At 74.6% G+C, this 24,473-nt stretch carries 19 protein-coding genes and 1 pseudogene; 5 read left to right on the top strand and 15 right to left on the bottom strand.

What is annotated here, in order from left to right; all coding sequences use genetic code 11:
- Nucleotides 1-30: 30 nt before the first annotated feature.
- The 8 genes from typA to ACW14Y_RS24840 form a co-directional block, all read right to left on the bottom strand.
- On the bottom strand, nucleotides 31-1,899 hold the full coding sequence (gene typA / locus ACW14Y_RS24875) for a translational GTPase TypA (protein WP_030397120.1): 1,869 nt from the start codon (nucleotides 1,897-1,899) through the stop codon (nucleotides 31-33).
- Between the two features lie 240 nt (nucleotides 1,900-2,139).
- Nucleotides 2,140-3,885, bottom strand: coding sequence for an ABC transporter family substrate-binding protein (locus tag ACW14Y_RS24870; protein WP_456983583.1), 1,746 nt, complete (start codon nucleotides 3,883-3,885; stop codon nucleotides 2,140-2,142).
- A 117-nt stretch (nucleotides 3,886-4,002) separates the two neighbouring features.
- Complete coding sequence (locus tag ACW14Y_RS24865; RefSeq protein WP_380306011.1) at nucleotides 4,003-6,606, bottom strand: SpoIIE family protein phosphatase; 2,604 nt, start codon at nucleotides 6,604-6,606, stop codon at nucleotides 4,003-4,005.
- Between the two features lie 210 nt (nucleotides 6,607-6,816).
- A complete protein-coding gene (locus tag ACW14Y_RS24860; protein WP_380441428.1) occupies nucleotides 6,817-9,564 on the bottom strand; it encodes a SpoIIE family protein phosphatase in 2,748 nt (915 codons plus the stop codon).
- A gap of 289 nt (nucleotides 9,565-9,853) precedes the next feature.
- Complete coding sequence (locus ACW14Y_RS24855) at nucleotides 9,854-10,273, bottom strand: (deoxy)nucleoside triphosphate pyrophosphohydrolase (RefSeq protein WP_380306015.1); 420 nt, start codon at nucleotides 10,271-10,273, stop codon at nucleotides 9,854-9,856.
- A gap of 38 nt (nucleotides 10,274-10,311) precedes the next feature.
- Nucleotides 10,312-10,494: a hypothetical protein gene (locus ACW14Y_RS24850; RefSeq protein WP_456983582.1), complete on the bottom strand. Its 183-nt coding sequence runs from the start codon at nucleotides 10,492-10,494 to the stop codon at nucleotides 10,312-10,314.
- 187 nt (nucleotides 10,495-10,681) lie between these two features.
- The gene (locus ACW14Y_RS24845; protein ID WP_456983581.1) at nucleotides 10,682-12,064 is read right to left on the bottom strand and encodes a DUF4190 domain-containing protein; all 1,383 of its coding nucleotides are present in this window, start codon (nucleotides 12,062-12,064) and stop codon (nucleotides 10,682-10,684) included.
- A 200-nt stretch (nucleotides 12,065-12,264) separates the two neighbouring features.
- Nucleotides 12,265-13,080, bottom strand: a complete 816-nt coding sequence (locus tag ACW14Y_RS24840; protein ID WP_380441436.1) for a methyltransferase domain-containing protein — start codon at nucleotides 13,078-13,080, stop codon at nucleotides 12,265-12,267.
- Between the two features lie 171 nt (nucleotides 13,081-13,251).
- Between ACW14Y_RS24840 and ACW14Y_RS24835 the strand changes: the two are divergent.
- Together ACW14Y_RS24835 and ACW14Y_RS24830 are read left to right on the top strand one after the other, a co-directional pair.
- Nucleotides 13,252-14,492: pseudogene (locus tag ACW14Y_RS24835) on the top strand (dihydrofolate reductase family protein).
- A 95-nt stretch (nucleotides 14,493-14,587) separates the two neighbouring features.
- The gene (locus tag ACW14Y_RS24830; RefSeq protein ID WP_380312463.1) at nucleotides 14,588-15,241 is read left to right on the top strand and encodes an HAD-IA family hydrolase; all 654 of its coding nucleotides are present in this window, start codon (nucleotides 14,588-14,590) and stop codon (nucleotides 15,239-15,241) included.
- A gap of 64 nt (nucleotides 15,242-15,305) precedes the next feature.
- Here ACW14Y_RS24830 and ACW14Y_RS24825 read toward each other — a convergent pair whose 3' ends face one another.
- The 5 genes from ACW14Y_RS24825 to ACW14Y_RS24805 form a co-directional block, all read right to left on the bottom strand.
- Nucleotides 15,306-16,643, bottom strand: a complete 1,338-nt coding sequence (locus ACW14Y_RS24825; RefSeq protein ID WP_380442373.1) for a M20 metallopeptidase family protein — start codon at nucleotides 16,641-16,643, stop codon at nucleotides 15,306-15,308.
- 171 nt (nucleotides 16,644-16,814) lie between these two features.
- On the bottom strand, nucleotides 16,815-17,069 hold the full coding sequence (locus ACW14Y_RS24820) for a Txe/YoeB family addiction module toxin (protein WP_328955342.1): 255 nt from the start codon (nucleotides 17,067-17,069) through the stop codon (nucleotides 16,815-16,817).
- Nucleotides 17,066-17,347: a type II toxin-antitoxin system Phd/YefM family antitoxin gene (locus ACW14Y_RS24815; RefSeq protein ID WP_380312467.1), complete on the bottom strand. Its 282-nt coding sequence runs from the start codon at nucleotides 17,345-17,347 to the stop codon at nucleotides 17,066-17,068. Before ACW14Y_RS24815 ends, ACW14Y_RS24820 begins: the two co-directional genes overlap by 4 nt.
- 125 nt (nucleotides 17,348-17,472) lie before the next feature.
- On the bottom strand, nucleotides 17,473-18,546 hold the full coding sequence (gene ychF, locus ACW14Y_RS24810; RefSeq protein ID WP_380312469.1) for a redox-regulated ATPase YchF: 1,074 nt from the start codon (nucleotides 18,544-18,546) through the stop codon (nucleotides 17,473-17,475).
- 77 nt (nucleotides 18,547-18,623) lie between these two features.
- Nucleotides 18,624-19,016 (bottom strand): VOC family protein, encoded by a 393-nt coding sequence (locus tag ACW14Y_RS24805; protein ID WP_380312471.1) that lies wholly within the window; start codon nucleotides 19,014-19,016, stop codon nucleotides 18,624-18,626.
- Nucleotides 19,017-19,369: 353 nt separating this feature from the next.
- Here ACW14Y_RS24805 and ACW14Y_RS24800 point away from each other — a divergent pair, with 353 nt between their 5' ends.
- The gene (locus ACW14Y_RS24800) at nucleotides 19,370-19,813 is read left to right on the top strand and encodes a DUF6542 domain-containing protein (protein WP_380312473.1); all 444 of its coding nucleotides are present in this window, start codon (nucleotides 19,370-19,372) and stop codon (nucleotides 19,811-19,813) included.
- A gap of 54 nt (nucleotides 19,814-19,867) precedes the next feature.
- Here the strand turns inward: ACW14Y_RS24800 and ppgK are convergent, their stop codons facing one another.
- Both ppgK and ACW14Y_RS24790 read right to left on the bottom strand, forming a co-directional pair.
- On the bottom strand, nucleotides 19,868-20,614 hold the full coding sequence (ppgK, locus tag ACW14Y_RS24795) for a polyphosphate--glucose phosphotransferase (RefSeq protein WP_266271289.1): 747 nt from the start codon (nucleotides 20,612-20,614) through the stop codon (nucleotides 19,868-19,870).
- 165 nt (nucleotides 20,615-20,779) lie between these two features.
- Nucleotides 20,780-21,757, bottom strand: a complete 978-nt coding sequence (locus ACW14Y_RS24790) for a 4-hydroxy-3-methylbut-2-enyl diphosphate reductase (RefSeq protein WP_456983580.1) — start codon at nucleotides 21,755-21,757, stop codon at nucleotides 20,780-20,782.
- 87 nt (nucleotides 21,758-21,844) lie between these two features.
- On the opposite strand from ACW14Y_RS24790, the gene ACW14Y_RS24785 reads away from it, so the two are divergent.
- On the top strand, nucleotides 21,845-23,215 hold the full coding sequence (locus ACW14Y_RS24785; protein WP_380442369.1) for an APC family permease: 1,371 nt from the start codon (nucleotides 21,845-21,847) through the stop codon (nucleotides 23,213-23,215).
- A 10-nt stretch (nucleotides 23,216-23,225) separates the two neighbouring features.
- Entirely contained in the window at nucleotides 23,226-24,452 is a 1,227-nt protein-coding gene (xseA, locus tag ACW14Y_RS24780; RefSeq protein WP_456983579.1) for an exodeoxyribonuclease VII large subunit, read from the top strand.
- The last annotated feature ends 21 nt before the right edge of the window (nucleotides 24,453-24,473 follow it).

The following is a 24,473-nucleotide window of genomic DNA, read 5'->3' as shown; positions in this document are numbered from 1 at the left end:
GCACGGCCGGAGAAGCTCAGAAGGCCGGAATCAGGCCTTCTTGGCGCGCGAAGCGGTACGCCCGCGCTCCTTCTGGTCCAGGACGACCTTACGGATACGCACGGTCTCCGGGGTCACCTCGATGCACTCGTCCTCGCGGCAGAACTCGAGCGACTGCTCCAGCGAGAGCTTGCGCGGCGGCACCAGGTTCTCGGTGGTGTCGGAGGAAGCGGCACGCATGTTGGTGAGCTTCTTCTCCTTGGTGATGTTGATGTCCATGTCGTCCTGACGCGAGTTCTCGCCGACGATCATGCCCTCGTACACCTCGGTGGTGGGCTCGACGAAGAGCGTGCCGCGCTCCTGGATGCCCATCATCGCGAACGGCGTCACGACGCCCGCGCGGTCCGCCACCAGCGAACCGTTGTTGCGCATCCGCAGCTCGCCGAACCACGGCTCGTGGCCCTCGAAGATGCTGTGCGCGATGCCGGTGCCGCGGGTGTCGGTCAGGAACTGGGTCCGGAAGCCGATCAGGCCGCGCGACGGGACGATGAACTCCATCCGGACCCAGCCGGAGCCGTGGTTCGTCATGGTCTCCATACGGCCCTTGCGGGTCGCCATCAGCTGGGTGATGGCGCCGAGGTACTCCTCGGGGCTGTCGATGGTCATCCGCTCGACCGGCTCGTGGGTCTTGCCGTTGATGACCTTGGTGACGACCTGCGGCTTGCCGACGGTCAGCTCGAAGAGCTCCCGGCGCATGGTCTCGACCAGGATGGCCAGCGCCAGCTCGCCGCGGCCCTGGACCTCCCAGGCGTCCGGACGCTCGGTCGGCAGCACGCGGAGCGAGACGTTACCGATCAGCTCGCGGTCCAGGCGGTCCTTCACCATGCGGGCGGTGACCTTGTGGCCCTTGCCGCCCTTGCCGACCAGCGGCGAGGTGTTGGTGCCGATGACCATCGAGATGGCCGGCTCGTCCACCGTGATGAGCGGCAGCGCGACCGGGTTCTCCAGGTCGGCCAGGGTCTCGCCGATCATGATCTCCGGGATGCCCGCGACGGCGCAGATGTCGCCGGGGCCGGCCACCTCGGCCGGCTTGCGGGTGAGCGCCTCGGTCATCAGCAGCTCGGTGATCTTCACCTGCTGGACCGAGCCGTCCCGCTTCATCCACGCGACCTGCTGGCCCTTGCGCAGCTCGCCCTGCTCGACGCGGCAGAGCGCGATGCGGCCGAGGAAGTTGTCGGCGTCCAGGTTGGTGACGTGCGCCTGGAGCGGGGCGTCCTCGTCGTAGATCGGGGCCGGCACGTGCTGCAGGATGGTCGAGAAGAACGGCTCCAGCGAGTCGCTGTCGGCCGGCACGGTGCCGTTCTCCGGCTTGGTCATCGAGGCGACGCCGTCACGCGCGCAGGCGTAGACGATCGGGAACTCGATCTGGTCCTCGGTGGCGTCGAGGTCCAGGAAGAGGTCGTAGGTCTCGTTGATGACCTCGTCGATCCGGGAGTCCGGGCGGTCGGTCTTGTTGATACAGAGGATGACCGGCAGCTTGGCCGTCAGCGCCTTGCGGAGCACGAAGCGGGTCTGCGGCAGCGGACCCTCGGAGGCGTCGACCAGCAGCACGACCGCGTCGACCATCGACAGGCCTCGCTCGACCTCACCACCGAAGTCGGCGTGGCCGGGGGTGTCGATGATGTTGATCGTGATCGGCGCGCCACCCTCCTTGGGGTGGTACTTGACGGCGGTGTTCTTCGCGAGAATGGTGATGCCCTTCTCGCGCTCCAGGTCGTTGGAGTCCATCATCCGGTCGTCGAGGTGCTGGTGGGCGGCGAAGGCGCCGGCCTGCTTCAGCATGGCGTCGACCAGGGTGGTCTTGCCGTGGTCGACGTGAGCGACGATGGCAACGTTGCGGATGTCATTGCGCGTGGGCATGCTGAGCGGATTCTCCCGGAATCGTGGGTTACGGCGCCCGGCTGCGTGACGCCGACCGGCGATCCCTGTTGATCGCCGCCGCCCGTTCCGCCTGCTACTACCGGTCCACCCGCCGGGCAGGACATGCCACGGCTTCCTCCTATCGTACGGGGAACCGCCCAGCTCGGCCGAAACGGGAGCTGTCCGGGGGAGCAAGATCACAAGGCGATCGCCCTCCGGCCCCTCGGTCCCGGGCCCGGGTCAGCCCGCCGACCAGCCGATGTCCCGCAGTTGCGGGCGGGTGAAGCCCCACACCCCGGCGCCGGTGAGGCCGTCGCGGACGGCCATCAGTTCGGGGCGCTGGAACAGCGGTACCGAGTGGCCGAGCTGCCAGATCCGCACATCCGTCTCCTGGAGCAGGGCCAGGCGGGCCGCCGGGTCGGGCTCGGCGGCGGCGCGCTCGAAGAGGCGGTCGATCTCCTCCGTACCGGCCCGGGCGTAGTTGCTGCCGGGCACCGGGGTGCCGTCCGGGCCGGGCCGGGGCTTGGCGTAGACGGGCCGCTGCTCGCCGGCCGGGCCGGGGCCGGCCGGCCAGGAGAACAGGGCGAGGTCGAAGTCCCCGGTGGCCAGGTGGTCGCGGACGAAGGCGTCCGGCGGGGCCTCGGCGACCCGGACGGCCGCCCCGGCCGTGCCCAGGTCGGCCGCGACCGCGTCGGCCGCCCGCCGGAGGGTCGCCGAGCCCGCCGGGACCAGCAGGGTGAGGGCCAGCGGGTGGCCGTCCCGGACCCGGGTGCCGCCGTCGGCGGGCCGCCGCCAGCCCGCCGCGTCCAGCATCCGCCCGGGGTCGGCGGTGCCCAGTGCGTCGGCGTTGTCCCGGTAGCCGGCCTGGTCGCCGGCCAGCAGGTGGTGGCCGAGGGGTGCGGCGGGCAGGCCGAGCGGGGTGAGCGCGGCGTCGGCGGCGTGCCGCCGGTCGACGGCGCGGGCCAGGGCGCGGCGCAGCGCCGGGTCGGTGAGCGGTGCGCGGGCGGCGTTGAGGGTCAGCTGGGTGAGGCCGGTCCCGGCGGCCCGGTGCAAGGTGGTGCCGGGCAGGGCGCCGGCCCGGCGGACCGCCTCGGCGGCGTCCGCGCCGGCGCGGTCGACGGCGGCGGTGAGCGGGGCGAGGTCCAGCGCGCCCGCGGCCAGCTCGGGGCCGCGCCGTTCGGCGGGGGTGGCCAGGAAGTCGATCCGGTCGACCTTGGCCGGCTCGCCCCACCAGGAGGGGTTGCGGACCAGGGTGGCCCGGCCGGCGGCCGGGTCGTAGCCGGACACCCGGAAGGGGCCGGCCGTCGGGTGGGCGGTGCCGCCGGGCAGCGGGCGGCCGAAGGCGGCGGCGGTGGCGGTCTCGGCGGCGGGGTAGAGCGGGTCGAACAGGGCGCGCCACTCGCCGTAGGGCTGCCGGAAGGTGACCTTCACCTCGCGCGGGTCGGCGCCCTGGACGATCGAGTCGATGTCCGCGTACCCGGCGGGCCGGACGGCGCCGTAGGCGGGGTCCAGCCCGGAGAGCGCGGCCCGCTGGGCGACGAAGTCGGTGGCGGAGATCGGGGTGCCGTCGCTCCAGACCGCGCGCGGGGCGAGGTGGTAGGTGACCACCTGGGGCAGCTGTCCGGGCGGGGTGACCTCGGCGGCGGTCAGGTAGTCCTCGTCGGGGGTCCACCCGCCGTGCGCGTCCGGCCGGAACAGCGCCGGGTAGAGGGCGTGCGCCAGCAGCGCGGAGTCGGCGGTGGCGGCGGGCTGGTAGACGTTCAGGGTGGCCGGTACGGCGTCGACGGCCCAGCGCAGGGCGCCGCCGTCGCGGACGGCGGCCCGGTCGGCCGGGCGGACGTCGCCGGTGACGACGGCGGGCGCGGGCGGCGCGGGGTCGGGGGTCCGGGCGGTGCGGGCGGCCGGGCCGGGGCCGCCGAGGCAGCCGGAGGTGGCACCGAGGGCGAGCAGCAGCGCGGCGGCTGCGGCGGGGAGGCGGGCGCGCATGGCGGCCATGGAACGCCGCCGGCCGGCCCCCGGCGGCGGCGACACGGCGGCCGACCGGGTGCGGCACCCGATCGGCGGTACGGGCGTCCGGGCCCCGGGCGGCCCCGTCCCCGGGGCCTACAGCCCCAGCTCGAACCAGACGATCTTGCCCTTGGGGGTCCGGCGGCTGCCCCAGCGCTCGGCGAGCAGGCTGACCAGTTGCAGGCCGCGCCCGCCCTCGTCGGTCTCGTGGGCGCGCCGCTGCCGGGGCTGGGCGTAGCCGTCGTCCCAGACCTCGCAGACCATGGTCCGGTCGCGCAGCAGCCGCAGCCGGATCTCGCCCCGGCCGTGCCGCAGCGCGTTGGTGACCAGTTCGCTGACCAGCAGCTCGGTGGTGTCGACCAGCTCGTCCAGGCCCCGGGCGAGCAGCCAGCTGCACGCGGCCTCGCGGGCCTTGGCGACCGAGGTGGGCTCGGGCGGCAGGAACCACTGGCCGACGGCGTCCGCGGGGAAGGCGTGCACCCTGGCCATCAGCAGGGCGATGTCGTCCTCGCCGTGGTGCGGGTTGAGCTCGCCGAGGACGTGGTCGCAGAGGTCCTCCAGGCCCTTGCCCTCGGCCGACAGCGCGGTGCGGAAGGCCTTGAGGCCCTCGTCCAGCTGGTGCTTGCGGCTCTCCACCAGGCCGTCGGTGTAGAGGCCGAGCACGGCGCCGTCCGGCAGGGTCAGCTCGACCTCCTCGAAGGGCTCGCCGCCGACGCCGAGCGGCAGGCCGGGTGGCACGTCCAGCATCCGGGCGCTCTCGCCGGGGCTGAGCAGCACCGGCGGGAGGTGGCCGGCGTTGGCGAAGACGCAGCGCCGGGTGACGGCGTCGAAGACCGCGTAGACGCAGGTCGCCAGGTAGACCTCGCGGGCCTCCTCGTCGGCGGTCGAGGTGAGCCGTCCGTACGGGGTGGACCGGGCGGCCGGGGCGGTGTCGTCGCCGAGGCCGCGGGCGATCTCGTCCAGGGCGGTGAGCACCTCGGCCGGGTCGAGGTCGAGCATGGCGAGGGTGCGGACGGCGGTGCGCAGCTGGCCCATCGCGACGGCGGCGCGCAGGCCCCGGCCCATCACGTCGCCGATGACCAGGGCGGTGCGGTTGCCGGGCAGCGGGATGACGTCGAACCAGTCGCCGCCGACCTCGGTGTTGTTGTTGCTGGGCAGGTAGCGGCAGGCGATCTCCAGGCCGCTGGCGGCCGGATTGCCCGGGGGCAGCAGGCTGCGCTGGAGGATCAGCGCGCGCTCGTGCTCGCGGCGGTAGAGCCGGGCGTTGTCGATGCAGACGGCGGCGCGGGCGACGAGCTCCTCGGCGATGGCGACGTCACGGGCGTCGAAGGGTTCGCTGCCGATCGCCCGGGAGAGCTGGACCAGGCCGAGCACCTGGTCGCGGGCGACCAGCGGGACGATCAGGGTGGAGCGCAGCAGCGGGTCGGGGCCGGGCTCGGGGACGACGCTGCGGCCGGTGCGCAGGGCGCGGGCGTGCGGGGAGCGGCGGGGGTAGCAGAGGGTGCCGCCGGCCTCGGCGATGGGCAGGCCGGTGACCGAGCCGAGCACCGAGGAGGCGCCGCCGACCACGCTGGAGACGGCGACCCGGCGCAGTTCGCCGCTGCCGTCGGTGAGCACGGTGTCGCCGAGCCGGCCGGCGCTGGGCACGGTCTCGCCGGAGAGCAGCGCGGTGTACAGGTCGACGGTGGCGAGGTCGCAGAACGGCGGGACGACGACGTCCAGCAGTTCCTTGGCGGTGGTCTCCAGGTCGAGCGTGGAGCCGATGTGGGCGCTGGCCTCGTTGAGCAGCGCGAGGTTGCGGCGGACGCCGTCGGCCTCGCGCTCGGCGACGTGCCGGCTGGTGACGTCGGAGACCTGTCCGGCGACACCCATCGGCTGGCCGGCGGCGCCGTTGAGGCGGTAGAGCGAGACGGCCCAGAGCCGGTTGCCCTCGCGGGTCGGCACAGCGGCGTGGAAGCGCAGGTCGAAGACGGGCTCGCCGCTGGCGAGGACCTTGCGCAGGGCGGCGGTGAGGCGGTCGGCCTCGGCGCCGGGGAAGATGTCGTGCGGGGTGAGGCCCTCCAGGTCGGTGGGCGCCAGGCCCATTCCGGAGGCGAAGGCGTCGTTGACCCGCTGGAGGCGGAGCCGGTCGTCGAAGAGGACGAAGCCGGTCGGAGTCTGGCCGAAAACCGCCTCCGAAGCGGCCAGATCCGTCTCGATCCGGCGGAGCCGGCCGAGGTCGACCGCGAGACAGGTGGCGCCGGCGGTGGGCAGCGCGCTGTCCGGCATCAGGTAGAGCTCGGCGAGGCCCTCCCCGCCGTCGGCGTGCCGGTACGGGGCGGTGCCGACCCATTCCTCGCCGGCGAGGGTGCGCTCCAGCCTGGTCCGGCCGCGCTGCCAGAGCTCGCGCGGCACGAAGGTGGTCACCGGGTCGGCGCCGACCGCCTCGACGGCGGTGACGCCGAAGAACTCGGCGGCCCGCTCGCTCCACTGGCTGATCCGGCCGTCCGGGCCGATGGCGAAGGTGGCGACCCGGATGTAGTCGTAGATCGAGCCCGGATCCCCGGCGCCCCAGCGCTGCCCCTCGGCCGCCGGGCGGGCGGCCCGGACGGGGACGGGCGACTGGTGGGCGGGGGCCGGCACGTGTTGGGCGCCGGCCTGCCCGGGTACAGCGGCATGACCGCTGCTGCTCGGCGCATTGCGCGCCGGGGTGCTGTTCAACGGACCGACCCCTCCAAACCCGCGACCGTCCGGATGTCGAGAAGACCGAGTATTCATCATCGAGGGGTACGTTCACACGCCCTCAACATCACAACATCAGATCGGGCGAAGGTTTTTGTCCTACCGCCCGCGCAACCACAATGCCACGCTCGCGCCCCCTACCGGGGCGCGCGCTCCCCCGAGGCCCTCCGGTGGCATATGCAGGGCGTTCTACTCCGCGCCCGGAGTGCCGGGCAGCGCCTGCTCGAACCAGACCACCTTGCCCATCCCCTCGGCCCTGGCACCCCAGTGCAGGGCCAGCCGGGCGACGAGCTCCAGCCCCCGCCCGCCCTCGTCCGCCTCGGCCGCGTGCCGCTCCCGGGGCGGGTCCGGCAACGGGTCGGAGATCTCCACCAGGAGCGTCTCCCCGAGCGTCAGCCGCACCCCGATCGGCGCGCTCGCGTACCGGACGGCGTTCGTGACCAGCTCGCTGACCAACAGCTCGGCGGTGTCGGTGAGCTGCTCGACGCCCCACTCGGCCAGCGTCGCGCGGACCAGCCGGCGGGCCCGGGAGACGGCGGTCGGCTCGGCGGGCAGGGTCCAGCCCGCCGTCGGGGTGCCGGCCTGCCCGTGGCCGAGCCGGGCCAGCAGCAGTGCCACGTCGTCCGGCTCCCGGCCCTGCTCCATGGTGCCGAGCACCGCCTCGCAGGCCGCCTGGATCGACGCGTACGGCTCCTGGAGCACGGTGACCAGCCGGCCGAGGCCCACGTCCAGGTCCTTGTCCCGGGACTCCACCAGGCCGTCGGTGCACAGCGCCAGCAGGCTGCCCTCGGGGATCTTCAGCTCGACCGACTCGAACGGGACCCCGCCGACGCCGAGCGGGGCGCCCGAGGGCAGCTCCAGGATCCGGCCGGCGCCGCCGGGCAGCGGGCCGCCGGTCCGGGTCGGCCCGTCCGACTCCTCCCCCGGCACCACCAGCACCGGGGGGATGTGGCCGGCCTTGGCGACGGTCAGGGTCGCGGTGGCCGGGTCGAACACCGCGTACACGCAGGTGGCGAGCAGGGCCTCGTCCGGCCCCTGGGCGAGGTCGTCGGCCAGCTCGTGGACGTGCCGCAGCAGCACGTCCGGCGGCAGGTCCAGGGCGGCCAGCACCCGGACGGCGGTGCGCAGCCGCCCCATCGTCGCCGCGGCCCGCAGACCGTGCCCCATCACGTCGCCGACCACCAGCGCGGTGCGGTCGCCGGGCAGCGGGATGACGTCGAACCAGTCGCCGCCGACCTCGGTGCCGCTGCTGCCGGGCACGTACCGGTAGGCGACCTCGACGCCGGTGGGCTGGGGCACCTGCTGCGGCAGCAGGGTGCGCTGGAGGGTGAGGGCGGCGGTGCGCTCCCGGGCGTAGAGCCGGGCGTTGTCCAGCGAGGAGCCCGCCCGGTCCGCCAGCTCGACGGTGAACGCCAGGTCGTCCCGGTCGAAGCCCTCGCGGTAGCCGGCCCGGCTGACCAGCAGCAGTCCGATCACGATGCCCCGCGCCCGCAGCGGCACCACCAGCATCGAGTGCACGCCCAGGTCGTACGCCGCCTGCATCTTCGGGTCGCCGGCGTAGGTGATGTCGCTCAGCTGGTCGGCGCCCGAGAGCAGCTCGGGGACGCCGGTGCGCAGCACCCGGCCGCAGGCGGAGTCCTCGGCGAAGGTGATCCGGGCGCCGCGCCGCAGCATCACCTCGACCTCGGGGCCGTCCTGCACGGAGGCCGTGCCGAGCTGGAGCAGCGAGGTGCGGCGGTCGTGGCCGTGCCGCGGCAGGTCGTCACCGTGCGCGACGGCCTGGAGCAGGATCACGGCGGCGTGGTCGGTCAGCCTGGGCACCACCGCGCTGGCCAGCTCCTGCGCGATCCGGGAGGCGTCCAGCAGGTCACCGACCCGGGAGCCGAACTCGTTGAGCAGCGACAGCCGACGGCGGGCGTGCTCGACCTTGGCCACCGCGCGGTAACGCTCGGTCACGTCCATCACGGTGCCGGAGATGCCGAGGACCCGCCCGGAGCGGTCGGTCATCCGGCTGTAGGAGATCGAGCGGTACCCGGAGCGGGCGGTGACCGGCGAGGCGAGCGTGACGTCGATGACCGGCTCGCCGGTGGCCAGCACCTGGCGCTGGATCGCGGTGATCTCGTCGGCGGCGCGCTCGGGCAGGGTCTCGCCGGTGGTGCGGCCGACGTGGTCCTCCGGGGCGGCGCCGTTCATCTCGGCGAGGGTCCGGTTGACGGCCGTGTAGCGCAGTTCGGTGTCGAGGATCGCGATGCCCAGCGGGGACTGCTCGAAGAGCGCGTCCCGGACCGCGAGGTCGCGCTCCACCGCCCGGACGGCCGCCGCCTCGGCCAGGTTGACCTGGAGGAACGGATTGCCGTCGCCGTCGACGAGGAGCGAGATCCGGGCGTCCACCAGCACCGGGACGCCCTCCCGGTCGCGCAGCTCGGCCGGGCCGGACCAGCGGCCGTTCCGCAGGGTGTCCTGGATCGCGGCCCGGATCCGGAGCACCTGGTCCTCGTCGGGGATCAGCTCGTCGATCCGGCGGCCGACCAGCAGTTCGTTGGGCCAGCCGAGCAGTTCCTCGGCGGCCGGGCTCCAGAGCGCCACCCGGCCGGCCGTGTCGAGGATCGCGATGGCCACCTTGACCACGTCGAAGAGGCTGCCGCCGGCGGTGCCGCCGGGACCGGGGGCGGAGCCGGGGCCGGCCGGCTCCGGGAGGGCGCGCGGCCCACCGGGGAACGGCCGGCCCGGGCGGCCCCGGGCGCCGGGCGGGTCGGCCGGGTCGGCCCCTGCCGAGGACTGCGCGGGCCGGACGGCGGGCGGGTGCACGCCCCCGGTGCCGTCCCTGGTGGCCGCCGTCGCGCGGTCCGCGCCGCGGCGCAGCCGGGCGCGGGCGGCGGCGCTCCCCCCGGCGCCCGCCCGGCGTGCTCCCCCGCCGCCGTTCCCGCTCCTCGACACCGACGCGGCCTCCGGCTCTGCTCGGGATCGGCGTCGCCGGCTGGGGCGGCTCACCGATGGTGACGAATAGTGCCGAAAAGTGACATACCCAGCAGGACCAAGGCTATCCCGCCCGGCGCTTCGGCCTTTCGGATTGCCGGGGCAGCACGCCACGCGTCGCGCCGTGGTTCGGGCCGCGCGACGGGGCCCGGGAGACGGGCCGGCGGGGCGCGCCCGGACTCCGGCGGCGGGACTCAGGAGGCGGGGCTCAGGAGGCGGGGCTCAGGAAGCGGGCCTCAGGAAGCGGGCCTCAGGAGGCGGTCAGGAGGCGGGCGACCTCGGGCAGGACCTCGCGGTCGTGGTCCAGCCAGTCGACCTCGGCCAGCTCGGCGGCGCCGAGCCAGCGCAGCTCGTCGTGTTCCTGGAGCGGGAGCGGGTCGCCGGACAGCAGTTCGGCCGCCCAGAGCCGCAGTTCGAGACCGGGCCGCACCAGCCACGCACCGGGCAGCCGGGTGAGCGCCCGGGCCCGGACGCCCAGTTCCTCCATCAGCTCGCGCTCCAGCGCCTCGGTCTCGGTCTCGCCGGGTTCGGCCTTGCCGCCCGGGAACTCCCAGCGCCCCGCCACCTCGGCGGGCGTGCTGCGCCGCGCGGCGAGCACCCGCCCCCGGTGGATGAGCGCGCCGCCGACGACGATCCGGTTCTCCCCCGCGGGGTCCATGGCCTTGTCCATGGGCCCCGACCCTACGGCGTGCGGTTCGGGCCTGCGGTTCAGCTGTACGGTCCGCGTGCCCGGGAGTCCCCGGCGGTCTCGGCCTCGACCCAGTACAGCTGCTTGTGGCCGCGCGCCTCGAACTCGGCCGCGAGCGCTTCGGCCGCCTCCCGCCCGATCCCCCCGACGACCCGGAAGCGCTGACCGTTGTCGTCCTGCCGCATCACCCGAAAGGTGTCCATGCGCCCAGGCTAGGACCCGTGCCCGCCGATGTGGAGGGGCCCCGCCCCGGCCCGCGTGGGGGTCGGGTCGGGGCGGGGCTGCACGGGACACTACGCCCCGTTCACTACCGGCCGGTACGGGGGCTGTTAACAGCCGGTTAGGCGGTGGTCGGACCAGCCTCCTCCGGCGCCGGAGGAGGCGCCGGGCTCAGGCCCGGATGTCCGCGGCCTGCTCGCCGGTCGACAGCCCCAGCGCGCGCCGGATGTCCGCGGCCAGCTTGCCGCTCTTGACGGACAGCGCGTCCGCCTTGCCGACCTCGCGCTCCAGGGCGTCGGGGTCCATGGTCTTCGCCGCGGTGTCCCAGGCGTTGGCGGCGTCCAGCTTGAGCGCGCCCAGCTCGATCAGCTTGGCCCGTGCGGCCTCCGGCCAGTCGGTCCCGTTGGCCGACAGCTCGGCGACCTCCTTGCGGCAGGCCGCGGCCATCGTCTTCGCCCACTCGCGGTACTTGGCGGGCGCCACGTCGACGTCCAGGTCCGGTTCGGCGAGCAGCGCCTTGTTGTAGGCGAGCACCGCGTCCAGGTAGGTGCGCTGGGCCTTGGTGAGCTTGGTCCGGTCGGTGCGGACGCTGCCGGTGTGCGGCCGCTGCTCGTCCTGGAAGGTGCAGGTCACCCGGTGGTCGCCGGTCGTCCAGCCGCGGACGCTCGGGTAGTAGTAGTACCCCTCCATGCCCTCGGGGACGAGCCAGGAGTCGAGCGCGTACTCGTCCCGCACCGGGCCGCAGAGCTTCTCGGCGCCGTCACCGAACTCCTTCCGGCTGGGGTACTGGTCGTCCTGGCCGGGGAGGACCACGGTGCCGGCGACCTCGGCGTGGTGCGGCGCGGTGCAGGGCACCACCCGGACCCAGTAGACGCTGGTGGACCCGGGGTCACCGCTGAGCGGCGGCTGGTCGAAGCAGTCGCCGACCCGCAGGTCGTTGACGGCCACCGAGCCCTTCGGCCCGTGCCGGGAGTCGGCGTACCGCTCCTCGTCGAAGCCGAGCGCGGCCAGCCCGATGAACGCGATCAGGGAGACGATCAGCGACAGGATGCCGATGACCAGGCCGGAGACGGCCAGGCCGCGGCCCTTCTCGTTGCGCCGGGACATCTGGACCAGCGCGACCACCGCGAAGACGAGCGCCAGCGGCCACAGGCAGAACAGCGAGGTGACCAGCGCGGCGATCGCGAAGCCGTTGGTGCGGGTGGGGGCGGCCGGGTAGGGGAAGGCGGGCTGGAAGCCGCTCTGGGAGGCGGGGCTGACGGCGGCCCAGCCGGTCGGCTGGGGCGCGGCCGGGTCGGCCGGGTCGGGGACGTACGGCGACGGCCCGTCGGCGGGGGCCGCCCAGGGGTCGGCGGCGGTCGGCGGCACCGGGCCGGCGGCGGGGGCGTCGGCCGAAGCGGGCGCGACGGGCTCGACGGGCGGGGCCGCCGGGGCGGGGGCCGTCCACGGGGCAGCGGCCGGCTCGGGCGCGGCCGCGGGCTCGGGCGCGGCCGCCGGTCCCGACTCGGGCGTGGGCGCCGGGACGACGGCAGCGTCGGACTCGGGCTTGGACACGTGCGATCTCCCCCGGCCCGCGGACGGCGGGCGGCAACTCGGCAGGACGACCCGAGGCGCCCGCGGACGAAGCCCGGTGGCCCGTCGGGTACGGGAACAGGCGCGCGACTCTACCGGATCGGGTCGAACACCCACCCGCGTTTTCCCGCCCCACGAACGACCCCCGCACCGCACCGCCCGTACCGGGTCCGGCCACGGCGTCAGCGCCGGGCCAGCACCTCCCCGTGCAGCATCGCGAACCACCCGTCCTCCGCCGCCGCCCACTCCCGCCACCCGGCCGCGATCCGGGCCAGTTCGGCCTCGTCCGCGAACCCCTCGGCCACCGCCGCCCGGGCGATGCCGGAGTCCGTGATCCGCTCGGCCCACAGCCCGCCCCACCACGCGCGCTGCTCGGGCGTCGCGTACGTCCAGGTGCTCGACGTGGCGGCGACCTCGGTGAACCCGGCCGCCCGGGCCCAGGACAGCAACCGCCGTCCGGCGTCCGGCTCGCCGCCGTTGTGCCGGGCGATCCGCTCGTACAGCTCCAGCCAACGGTCCAGCTCGGGCACCTCCGGGTACCAGGTCATGCTGGCGTAGTCGACGTCCCGGACGGCGACCGCGCCCCCCTCGGCGGTGACCCGGCGCAGCTCCCGCAGCGCCCCCACCGGGTCGGCCACGTGCTGCAGCACCTGATGGGCGTGCACCACGTCGAACTCCCCGTCCGCGTAGGCCAGCCGGTGCACGTCGGCGACCTCGAACACGACGTTGGACAGCCCGCGCCCGGCGACGTACCGGGCGGCCTCCTCCAGCACCTCGGCCGAGGCGTCCGCGGCCACCACCCGGCCGGTCGGACCGACCAGTTCGGCCAGGTCGGCGGTGATGGTGCCCGGTCCGCAGCCGATGTCCAGCACGGCCTGACCGGGCCGCAGGTGGTCGCGCAGATAGGCGGCGGAGTTCTCGACCGTCCGGGAGCGGTGCGAACGCAGCACCGGCTCCTGGTGGCCATGGGTGTAGACGGCGTTCTTCGGTGCGGTCATGGTGATCTCCCCCTCGGGATCGGCCGTTTCCTCGACGCCTCCGACGCTACTCCCTGTCCCGCATCCCGAGAAGATTCGTCTCACATGACGGTCACCCGACCGGCCGCGGGGCGTCCCGGGCCGTACCGTGGACGGCACACCCGACCGACCGCACCGTGAAGGGCTCGCCCCATGCCCGGCCCCCGCCCCTTCGTCCTGCTGAGCGCCGCCATGTCCCTGGACGGCTTCCTCGACGACGCCTCGCCCGAGCGGCTGCTGCTCTCCGGCGCGGCCGACTTCGACCGGGTGGACGCCGAACGGGCCGCCGCCGACGCCGTCCTGGTCGGCGGCAACACCCTGCGCGCGGACAACCCGCGGCTGCTGGTCAACGACCCCGGGCGGCGGGCGGCCCGGGCGGCGGCCGGCCGGCCGGCGTACCCGCTGAAGGTGACGCTCAGCGCGAGCGGCCGACTGGACCGCTCGCTGCGGTTCTGGCACACCGGCGGCGAGCGGCTCGCCTACACCACGGACACCGGCGCCGCCGTGCTGCGCCCCGAACTGGCCGGGCTGGCCGAGGTGGTCGCGCTCGGCCCGGTCGTGGACCTGGGCGCGGTGCTGGACGACCTCGGCGCGCGCGGGGTGCGGCGGCTGATGGTCGAGGGCGGCAGTGGGGTGCACACCCAGTTCCTGGCCCAGGGCCTGGCCGACGAGCTCCAGCTGGTGGTGGCACCACTGCTGGTGGGGCAGCCGGACGCGCCGCGCTTCGTCGGTCCGGCGGACTTCCCCGGCGGCCCGGCCCGGCGGATGCGGCTGCTGGAGGCCCGTACGGTGGGCGATGTCGTCCTGCTCAGGTACGCCCCGAAGGAGCCCGCCCCGTGACCGAGCCGCACCCCGCGAACGAGCCCGGCCCCGCGACCGGCACCGGCCCCGCGCCGGACGCCGGTCCCGTGCCGGACGCCGGTCCCGCGTCCGACGCCGACCTCGCGCCGGACGCCGACCTCGCCTTCCTGCGCCGGGCGGTGGAGCTCTCCCGCCACTGCCCGCCCTCGCGGACGGCGTTCTCGGTCGGCGCGGTGGTGGTCGCCGCCGACGGCACGGTGCTGGCCGAGGGCTTCAGCCGCGAGGTGGACGGCCACAACCACGCCGAGGAAGCGGCCCTCGCCAAGCTCCCGGCCGGCGACCCCCGGCTGCGCGGCGCGACCGTCTACAGCTCGCTGGAGCCCTGCGGGCAGCGGGCCTCCCGTCCGGTGCCGTGCGCCGAACTCCTGATCGCGGCCGGCGTCCCCCGGGTGGTGGTGGCCTGGCGCGAGCCGTCCACCTTCGTCGCCGAGACCCGGGGTGCCGGGCTGCTGGAGGCGGCCGGCATCGAGGTGGTCGAGCTGCCGGAGCTGGCGGAGGAGGCCCGCGCGGTCAACGCGCACCTGCCGGACTGAGACCCGGCGGCGGCATCCGGGGGCATCTTTTGTATCCTTATTGAACAATCGGCTCGCACTTTCGCGCGCCCCCTCATCCCGGACGGAGCCGCCCCGTGCCCACGACCTTCACCCCCCGCGCCCTGCTGCTGGACATGGACGGCACCCTGGTCGACTCGGACGCCGTGGTCGAACGCTGCTGGAGCCGCTGGGCCCGGGAGCACGGCCTCGACCCGGTCGAGGTGCTGCACACGGCCCACGGCCGCCAGGGCCACGCCACCATGGCGGTCCTGCTGCCCGACCGCCCCGCGGAGCTCAACCTCGCGGACAACGAGCGGATGCTCGCCGCCGAGCGGGCCGACACCGAGGGCGTCGTCCCCGTCCCCGGCGCCCCCGCCTTCCTCGCCGCCCTGGCCGGTCTGCCGCACGCCCTGGTGACCTCCGCCGACGCCCCGCTCGCCCGGGTCCGGATGGCCGCCGCCGGACTCGCGCTGCCGCAGGTCCTGATCACCGCCGAGTCCGTGGGCGCCAGCAAGCCCGACCCCGAGGGTTTCCTCAAGGGCGCCGCCGCGCTCGGCTTCTCCCCCGCCGACTGCCTCGCCTTCGAGGACTCCGGGGCCGGCATCGCCGCCGCCCGCGCCGCCGGCGTCCCGGTCGTCGGCATCGGACCCCGCGCGGTCGCCCACCACCCCTCGGCCCACGCCGCCACCCTGGAGTCCGTCACCGTCACCCCGGGCCCGGACGGCACCCTCACCGTCACCGTCGCCTGATCACGGACGGCGGGGCCGGTGCCGCCCGGCACCGGCCCCGCCCCGGACTCCGCCCCGCCCCGTCTCAGCGGCGGGCGCGGTCCGCCAGCCAGCCCGCCATCGCCCGCACCCCGACGCCGATCGCCCGCTCGTCCGGCTCGAAGGTCTCGTAGTGCGGGTAGCTCGTCTCGATCCCGGCCCCCGGCGTGCGCACGCCGAGGAAGGTGTACGTGCCCGGGACCCGCTCCAGGAACAGCGCGTAGTCCTCCCCGTTGAACGGGAACGCGGTGCGGTTCACCGTGACCGCGCCGGCGCCGAACTCGCACCGCAGCCGCCGGGCCAGCGCGTTCGCCGCGTCCGCCGGGCAGAGCAGCGCCGGGAACGGGTCCCGCGGGTAGCCGACCACCGCCCCGGGGTGCGTCTGCGCCAGCCGGCGGATCTCCTCCCGCACCTCGGCGTCCCGCTCCGGCGGCCAGCACCGGAACTTCGCCTCGACGACCGGCCGCCCCTCGGCGTCCGGGGCCGGCGCCACCCGCGCGCCGGTCACCAGGAACCGGGCCAGCGGCCCGTCCGGCGTCTGCACGTCCCGGACCATGGCCTCCAGGGCGGCGGGGTCCTGCGGCAGGGGAACCGTGCCGAGCGCGGTGATCTCGCCCACCAGCCGGGCCGCCGACGCGGCCGCGTCCGGGCCGCCGAACGCGATGTTCACCCAGTCCTGGCCCGGCAGCCCGCTGCCCGGCGTCACGGCGAACCCGCCGACCGGGTAGGGGCCGGTGTGCAGGGCGTGGATCTCCTCCACCCCGGTCCGCTCCAGCCACCCCTGCGCGATCATCGCCCGGGCACCGACCAGGCCCTCCTCCCCCGGCTGGAAGAAGAAGACCACCGTGCCGCTCAACCGCTGCCGCAGCCGGGCCAGCGTCAGCGCGACACCCACCCCGACCGCGGTGTGGATGTCGTGCCCGCAGGCGTGCGCCGCCGGCCGCCCCTTCTTCGGCGGCATGATCCCGTCGCCCGGCACCGCGTCCATGTCCGCCCGGTAGGCCACCGTCCGGCCCGGCCGCGCGCCGCGCAGCACCGCGACCACACCGTTCCCGGGCACCGCCGTGCCGTCCGGCAGGGTGGTCCCGCCGACCCCGGTGGTCACCTCCAGCCCCGCCGCCCGCAGCCGCCGCGCGACCTCCCCGGCGGCGAACGTCTCCTGGCCCGTGGTCTGCGGGTTCGCGTGCAGCGCCCGCCGCAGCGCGACCAGCTCGCCGTCCAGCCGCGCCGCCGCGGCGTCCACCGCCGCCTGGTCGACCGGATTCCGCCGCCCCGCCGGCTCCGCCGAGGCCCTCGCCCCGGACACCATCACCACGGCCCCGGCCCCGGCCACCCCACCGAGCACCGCCCGCCGACTCGGCCTGTTGCCCGCCACGTTCTCCATCAGTCCCCCACCCGGTCGATCAATGTGACAGTCAGTCAACCAGCTGCTCTCATGCACCCGTCAAGCCCCGCCAGCACCATTGACAAGCCCAGCCCCACAAGCCCCACCGAAGACACCACCGCCCGGCCCGCTGGTGCAGCGGGCCGGGCGGCATGCGGAGACGGGGCCGGATCAGTAGTGGTAACGGGCGGCCAGGACGATGATCTCCCGGTCCGTGACCAGGTAGACGAGGCGGTGCTCGTCGTCGATCCGCCGGGACCAGGCCCCGGGCAGGTGGTACTTCAGTGGCTCGGGCTTGCCGATCCCGGTGAAGGGGTCGCGCAGGACGTCCTCGATGAGCTTGTTGATCCGGGCGAGCATCTTGCGGTCGCTCTTGAGCCAGGACGTGTAGTCCTCCCAGCCGCCCTCCTCGAACACGAGCCTCACTCAGCGCCCCGCCCGGCCTCGGCGGAGTCGGGGTCGATGAGCGCGCGCTCGGAGAGCCCGGCACCGCTCAGGGCGTTCTCGTACGCCTTGAGCAGCCGACGCGCGTTCACCGGCGAGCGCAGGAGGTACGAGCCTTCCCGCAGCGCGGCGTAGTCCTCGGCGGAGAGGAGCACGGCATTCCCGTGCTTGGACACGATCTCGATCGCGTCGTGATCGTCGTTGACCTTCTTGATCAGCGGGAACAGATCCTTGCGGGCCTCGCTCGCGGTGATGGACACGGCGTGCACTCCCTTCAGTGAGTGGTACCGAATACGGTACCACTCGGGGGGCGTCGGGCGGGCCGACAACAAGAGGGCCGGACTCCAGGGGAGTCCGGCCCTCTTGGAGCCACGCGTGTGCCGGGTCAGACGTTGAAGCGGAACTCCACGACGTCGCCGTCCTGCATGACGTACTCCTTGCCCTCGATGCGGGCCTTGCCCTTGGAGCGGGCCTCGGGGAGGGAGCCGGTCTCGACGAGGTCGGCGAAGGAGATGACCTCGGCCTTGATGAAGCCCTTCTGGAAGTCGGTGTGGATCACACCGGCCGCCTCGGGGGCGGTGGCGCCCTTCTTGATGGTCCAGGCGCGGGATTCCTTGGGGCCGGCGGTGAGGTAGGTCTGCAGGCCGAGGGTGTTGAAGCCGACCCGGGCGAGGGTGGCGAGGCCGGGCTCCTCCTGGCCCATGGACTGGAGCAGCTCCAGGGCCTCGTCGTCCTCCAGCTCGATCAGCTCGGACTCGATCTTGGCGTTGAGGAAGATCGCCTCGGCGGGGGCGACCAGCTCCCGCTGGGCCTGCTTGAAGTCCTCGTCGGCCAGCTCGGCCTCGTCCACGTTGAAGACGTAGAGGAAGGGCTTGGCGGTCAGCAGGTGCAGCTCGCGGATCGGGGTGGTGTCGAAGCCCGCCTCGAAGAGGGTCTTGCCGGTCTCGAGGACCGCCTGGGCGGCCTCGGCGGCGGCCAGGACGGGGGCGGTCTCCTTCTTGAGGCGCGCCTCCTTCTGGAGCCGGGGCAGGACCTTCTCGACGGTCTGGAGGTCGGCCAGGATCAGCTCGGTGTGGATGGTCTCGATGTCGTCCTTGGGCGACACCTTGCCGTCCACGTGCACCACGTCCGGGTCGGTGAAGGCCCGCACGACCTGGCAGATCGCGTCCGACTCGCGGATGTTGGCGAGGAACTTGTTGCCCAGGCCCTCGCCCTCGCTGGCGCCGCGGACGATGCCCGCGATGTCGACGAAGTCGACGGTGGCCGGGAGGATGCGCTGCGAGCCGAAGATCTCGGCGAGCTTGGTCAGCCGCTCGTCCGGGACGCCGACGACGCCGACGTTGGGCTCGATGGTGGCGAACGGGTAGTTGGCCGCCAGCACGTCGTTCTTGGTCAGGGCGTTGAACAGGGTCGACTTGCCGACGTTCGGCAGGCCGACGATTCCGATCGTGAGCGACATGAAGCGCAGTCCTGGGGGCTTGGAGGAGTTGGGCCGGCCCGCTCGCCGGGCCGATCCCCCAGTCTACGGGCAGCGGCTCAGGCCTCCGCAGCCGCCGGCGAGGGCTCCAGGAACTCCAGGCGGTTGCCCAACCGGTCGCTGGAGTGGAACCTGCGGTGCCCGGGCAGGTGGTCGTCCCAGACCACCTCGTGGCCGTGGGCGGCCAGCCGCTCGGCGAGGGCGTCCAGGTCGCCGATCTGGAAGCCCGGGTGGCCCTTGCGGGACGGCCGGAACTCCGGCACCACCCCGAGGTGCACCTCCACCCCGCCGCCGCGGAACCAGCAGCCGCCGCGCGCGGCCAGCACCGGGGGCTTCGTCAGCTCCGTCATGCCGAGCACGCCGTGCCAGAAGGCCCGGCACTCGTCCTCCGCCCCCGCCGGGATGTCGAGCTGGACGTGGTGGAGGCGTTCGAAGGTGAATCCGCTGGTCATCTGCTCCCCCGGGTGTGATCGGACGTCGGTCACACCAATACTCCGTCCGAAGACACGGAACAAGCCCCGACGGCCCATTACACAGTGTGGCGATGATCGGACCGTACGTTGGGCGGGTGGAGCAGAGCATCCGTACCCAGCCGCCAGGGCCCAGACGCCGACCGCCGAACGGCGCGGCCGGGGCCGCCGTCCCCGGGCCGGGCCGCGCCCCCGGGAGCACCGGCGGACCGGCCGTCCGCCCCACCGGGAAGGCCCCCGCCAAGGGCTCCGGCAAATCGGGCGGGAAGTCGGGCGGCAAGGCCCCCGGCCGACCGGCGGGGCGGGGCGCCGAAGCCGGTTCCCGACTACGCCCCGTGTCCGGCCCGCCGGTGCTGCGGGCCCGGATGGCGGGGCGGCTGTACGGGCGGCGGCGCAGCGGCCGGCCGACCCGGCTGACCGCCGTCGGCGCCGGGGTGGCCGGGCTGGCGGCCACGATCACGGTGGCCGGCCTGGACCGGCTGCTCTTCGGCGGGCTGGGGCCGCTGTTCGGCCTCGGCTATCTGCTGGTCTGCTTCCAACTGGCGGTCCGGGTCCGGTACGCCGACCTGCTGGCCGCGCCGATCAGCGGGCCGATCGCCTTCGCGGCCTCACTGCTGCTGTTCGGCCCGGTCACCTCCTCCGGGGTGACCGCCCAGGTGGTGGCGCTGGCGACCAACCTGGCCACCCGGGCCGGCTGGCTGTTCACCGGCACCGGGCTGGCCGCGGCGATCGTGCTGGCCCGGTTCGTGGCCCAGCGCCGGATCCACCGCGCGCGCTGAGGGGAGGCCGCCGTTCCCGGTGGCCTCCCCTCGGCGCGCGCGGAACGGACGGGCTCAGCCCGAGGCGCGGGCGGCCGCCATGGCCGCGCCGACGATGCCGGCGTCGTTGCGCAGCTCCGCCGGGACGACCCGGGCGCCGCGCTCGCGCAGCAGCGGCAGGAACTTCTCGTGCTTGCGGCTCACCCCGCCGCCGATCACGATCAGCTGCGGCGAGAAGAGCATCTCCACCAGGTCCAGGTACTCGTCCACCCGGCCGGCCCACTGCCCCCAGCTCAGCCCGTGCCGCTCCTTGGCGGCCGAGGAGGCGCGCCGCTCGGCGTCCTTGCCGCGCAGCTCCAGGTGGCCCAGCTCGGTGTTGGGCACCAGCGTGCCGTCCACGAACAGGGCGCTGCCGATGCCGGTGCCGAAGGTCAGCACCAGCACCACGCCCTCCTGCCCCCGCCCGGCGCCGTGGGCGGTCTCGGCGAAGCCGGCCGCGTCGGCGTCGTTGAGCACCACGGCCGGCAGGTCGAGCGCCTCCCGGAACAGGCCGGCCGCGTCCAGGCCGATCCAGCCCTTGTCGACATTGGCGGCGGTCCTGGTGTGCCCGTCGACGACCACGCCGGGGAAGGTCAGGCCCACCGGCCCCTGGTGGTCGAAGTGGCGGACCACCTCGCGGACGGCGTCGACCACCGCCTCCGGCGCGGAGGGCTGCGGGGTGAGGACCTTGTGCCGCTCCTGCGCGAGCACCCCCCGGGCGAGGTCGACGGGGGCACCCTTGATGCCCGATCCGCCGATGTCCACACCGAATACCGCCGTCATCTCGACCGCCCTCCGCCCGAACGTTGTCCACAGGCTGTGCATGGCTGTGCCTGGCTGTCCACAAAACTGGCTGTCCACAAAACTTACGAGAGCCCGCCGGGCCCCGCACAGCGGAGGGCCCGGCACCCCGTCGGGGTACCGGGCCCTCCCCCGTGCTCGGACGGGTTACAGCTTGCCCGCGGCCTCGGCGCGCAGGTCGCGGCGGAGCTCCTTGGGCAGCGAGAAGATCAGGTGCTCCTCGGCGGTCTTGACGGTGGAGACCTCGTCGTAGCCGCGCGCGGCCAGCCACTCCAGCACGCCGTCGACCAGGATCTCCGGCACCGAGGCACCGCTGGTCAGGCCGACCGTGGTGACGCCGGTCAGCCACTCCTCGTGGATCTCCTCGGCGAAGTCGACCAGGTGGGCGGCCTTGGCGCCGTACTCCAGGCCGACCTCGACCAGGCGGACGGAGTTGGAGGAGTTCTTGGAGCCGACCACGATCAGCAGGTCCGTCTCCGGGGCCATTTGCTTGACGGCCACCTGGCGGTTCTGGGTGGCGTAGCAGATGTCGTCGCTGGGCGGGCTGACCAGCAGCGGGAAGCGCTGCTTGAGCTCGCCGACGGTGGCCATGGTCTCGTCCACCGACAGGGTGGTCTGGGAGAGCCAGACGACCTTGGACTCGTCGCGGACCCGCACGTTGGCGACGTCCTCGGCGCCGTCGACCAGGTGGATCCGGTCCGGCGCCTCGCCCATGGTGCCGACGACCTCCTCGTGGCCCTCGTGGCCCACCAGCAGGATGTCGTAGCCCTCGTCGGCGAAGCGCACGGCCTCCTTGTGCACCTTGGTCACCAGCGGGCAGGTGGCGTCGACGGTGGCGAGCTTGCCAGCCCGCGCCTCGTCGTGCACCGACGGCGCGACGCCGTGGGCCGAGAAGACCACGATCGAGCCCTCGGGCACCTCCTCCGTCTCGTCGACGAAGATCGCGCCCTTCTTCTCCAGGGTCTGCACCACGTACTTGTTGTGGACGATCTGCTTGCGGACGTAGATGGGTGCCCCGTACTGCTCCAGGGCCTTCTCGACGGCGATCACGGCGCGGTCGACGCCCGCGCAGTAGCCCCGGGGGGCGGCGAGCAGGACACGGCGCTGCGCGGTGTTGGAGGACATGGCTCCATCGTACGGGCGGAGGGGAGCCGCGCCGACGGGAGTCGCGTTCCCGTCGGAACCGGTCCCGGGTGCTCAAATGTGGAAGCTATGAGCGAGCGAGCCGGGCCGGACGGGCCCGACGACGGCGGTCCCCGGGGTGAGCTGCGGCGCAGCCTCGGCGTCCGCGATCTGGTGGTCTACGGGCTGCTGTTCATCGCCCCGATGGCGCCGGTCGGCGTGTTCGGGGTACTCGACGCCAAGAGCCACGGCGCGGTCGCGGCGGTCTACCTGGTGGCCACCGCGGCGATGGGCTTCACCGCGGTCTCGTACGCGCAGATGGTGCGGGCGGTGCCGCGGACCGGTTCGGTGTACGCCTACGCGCGGGCCGGGCTCGGCGAGGGGGCGGGCTTCCTGGCCGGCTGGATGGCGCTGCTGGACTACCTGCTGATCCCGGCGGTGGCGTACCTGTTCTCCGGGATCGCGCTGCACTCGCTGGTGCCGGACGTGCCGCGCTGGGTGTGGACGGCGCTCGCGGTGCTGGTGACCACCGCGCTGAACCTGGCGGGGGTGCGGACGGCGGCGGTGGTGGGCTTCGCGGTGCTGGTGGCGGAGCTCGCGGTGCTGGCGGTGTTCGTGGTCGCGGCCTCGGTGGTGCTGGTGCGGGACGGCGCGCAGCGCGGCTGGGCGACGCCGTTCACGGCGGTCGGCGGCTTCTCGGCGTCCGCCGTGCTCTCCGCGGTCTCCGTGGCGGTGCTGTCCTACCTGGGCTTCGACGCGATCGCCACCTTCGTCGAGGAGGCGGTCGGCGCCTCGGCGGCGGTGGCGCGGGCGGTGCTGTGGTGCCTGGTGGTGTCCGGTCTGCTGTTCGTGGCGCAGACCTGGCTGGCGGCGCTGCTGGAGCCGCTCTCCCCGGAGCAGCTGGCGGCGGACCCGGCGGCGCAGGGGTCGGCGTTCTACGACACGGTGGAGGACTCGGTCGGGCACTGGCTGCATGTCCTGGTCGCGGCGAGCAAGGCGGTCGGCGCGGCCTTCGCCGCCCTGGCCGGGCAGGCGGCGGCCGGGCGGCTGCTCTTCGCGATGGGCCGGGACGGGCGGCTGCCGCGCTTCCTCGGCGCGGTCGACCCGGGTTCGGCGGTGCCGCGCCGGGCGCTGCTGGTGTCGGCGGGGATCACCCTGGTGGCGGCGGTCTGGGCGGCGGACCGGGACGACGGGCTGGACCGGCTGACCTCGGTGGTGGACATCGGCGCGCTCACCGCGTTCACCCTGCTGCACGCCTCGGTGGTCGGCTGGTACGTGGTGCGGCACGGCTCGCGGGACTGGGCCCGGCACCTGGTGGTGCCGGTGCTGGGCGTGCTGGTGATCGGCGCGGTGGTGGCCGAGGCGGCCGGCTCGGCGCAGGTGGTGGGGCTGGTCTGGCTGGCGGTCGGCCTGCTGGTGGTGGCCGCCCGGAGCGGTTCCGCTGTCCGCGGGCGTCGCTAGTCTCGTACGCATGGCCAACCCCAGCTCCCCCGAAGCGCCGCTCCCGGTCGGCAAGGTCTCCGCGCTGATCGGCGGCTGGATCGACCGGCTCGGCGCGATCTGGGTGGAGGGACAGATCACCCAGCTCAGCCGGCGGCCGGGCGCGGGCGTGGTGTTCCTGACGCTGCGCGACCCGCAGGCGGACACCTCGCTGACGGTGACGTGCTTCCGGTCCGTCTTCGACCAGGTCGCGGACGCGGTGCAGGAGGGCTCGCGGGTGATCGTGCACGCGAAGCCGGAGTGGTACGCGGCGCGCGGCCAGCTCTCGCTGCGGGCGTCGGAGATCCGGCTGGTCGGCCTGGGCGAGCTGCTGGCCCGGCTGGAGCAGCTGAAGCGGCGGCTGGCCGACGAGGGGCTGTTCGCGGCGGACCGCAAGAAGCCGCTGCCGTTCCTGCCGCAGTGCGTCGGGCTGGTCACCGGGCGCGGCTCGGCGGCGGAGCGGGACGTGCTGGAGAACGCCCGGCGGCGCTGGCCCGCCGTCCGCTTCGAGATCCGCAACGTCCCGGTGCAGGGCGTCAGCGCGGTGGAGCGGGTGAGCGAGGCCGTCCGGGAGCTGGACGAGCACCCCGAGGTGGACGTGATCGTGGTGGCCCGGGGCGGCGGCAGCGTCGAGGACCTGCTGCCGTTCTCGGACGAGGGCCTGGTCCGGCTGGTCGCGGCCGCGCGGACGCCGGTGGTGAGCGCGATCGGCCACGAGCCGGACCAGCCGCTGCTGGACTTCGTCGCCGATCTGCGCGCCTCCACGCCCACCGATGCCGCCAAACGGGTGGTTCCGGACGTCGGGGAGGAGCTGGTCAAGGTCCGGCAGCTGCGGGACCGGGCGCGGCGGTACGTCCTGGCCCGGGTGGAGCGGGAGCGGCACGGGCTGGACGGGGTGCGCAGCCGGCCGGTGCTGGCCGCGCCGCAGCGGATGCTGGACGGTCGGGGCCAGGAGGTGGCCGGGCTGCTGGAGCGGTCCCGGCGCACCCTGAACCACCGGCTGGAGCACGCGCAGAGCGATCTCGGGCACACCCTGGCCCGGGTGGTCGCGCTCTCCCCGGCGGCCACCCTGGAGCGCGGGTACGCGGTGCTGCAGCGGCGGGACGGCACGGTGGTGACCGATCCGGCGCAGGTCGCGCCGGGCGAGGCGCTGCACGCCCGGGTGGCGGGCGGCGGCTTCGACGTCACCGCGGACGGCGGCGGCCCGGACGGCCGGTAGCGGCAGCGGTGGGCGGGGCGG

The sequence above is a fragment of the Kitasatospora sp. cg17-2 genome (assembly GCF_054031055.1).
The sequence above is the reverse complement of the archived record's forward strand: the minus strand, read 5'-3'. Positions and strand labels throughout refer to the sequence as shown.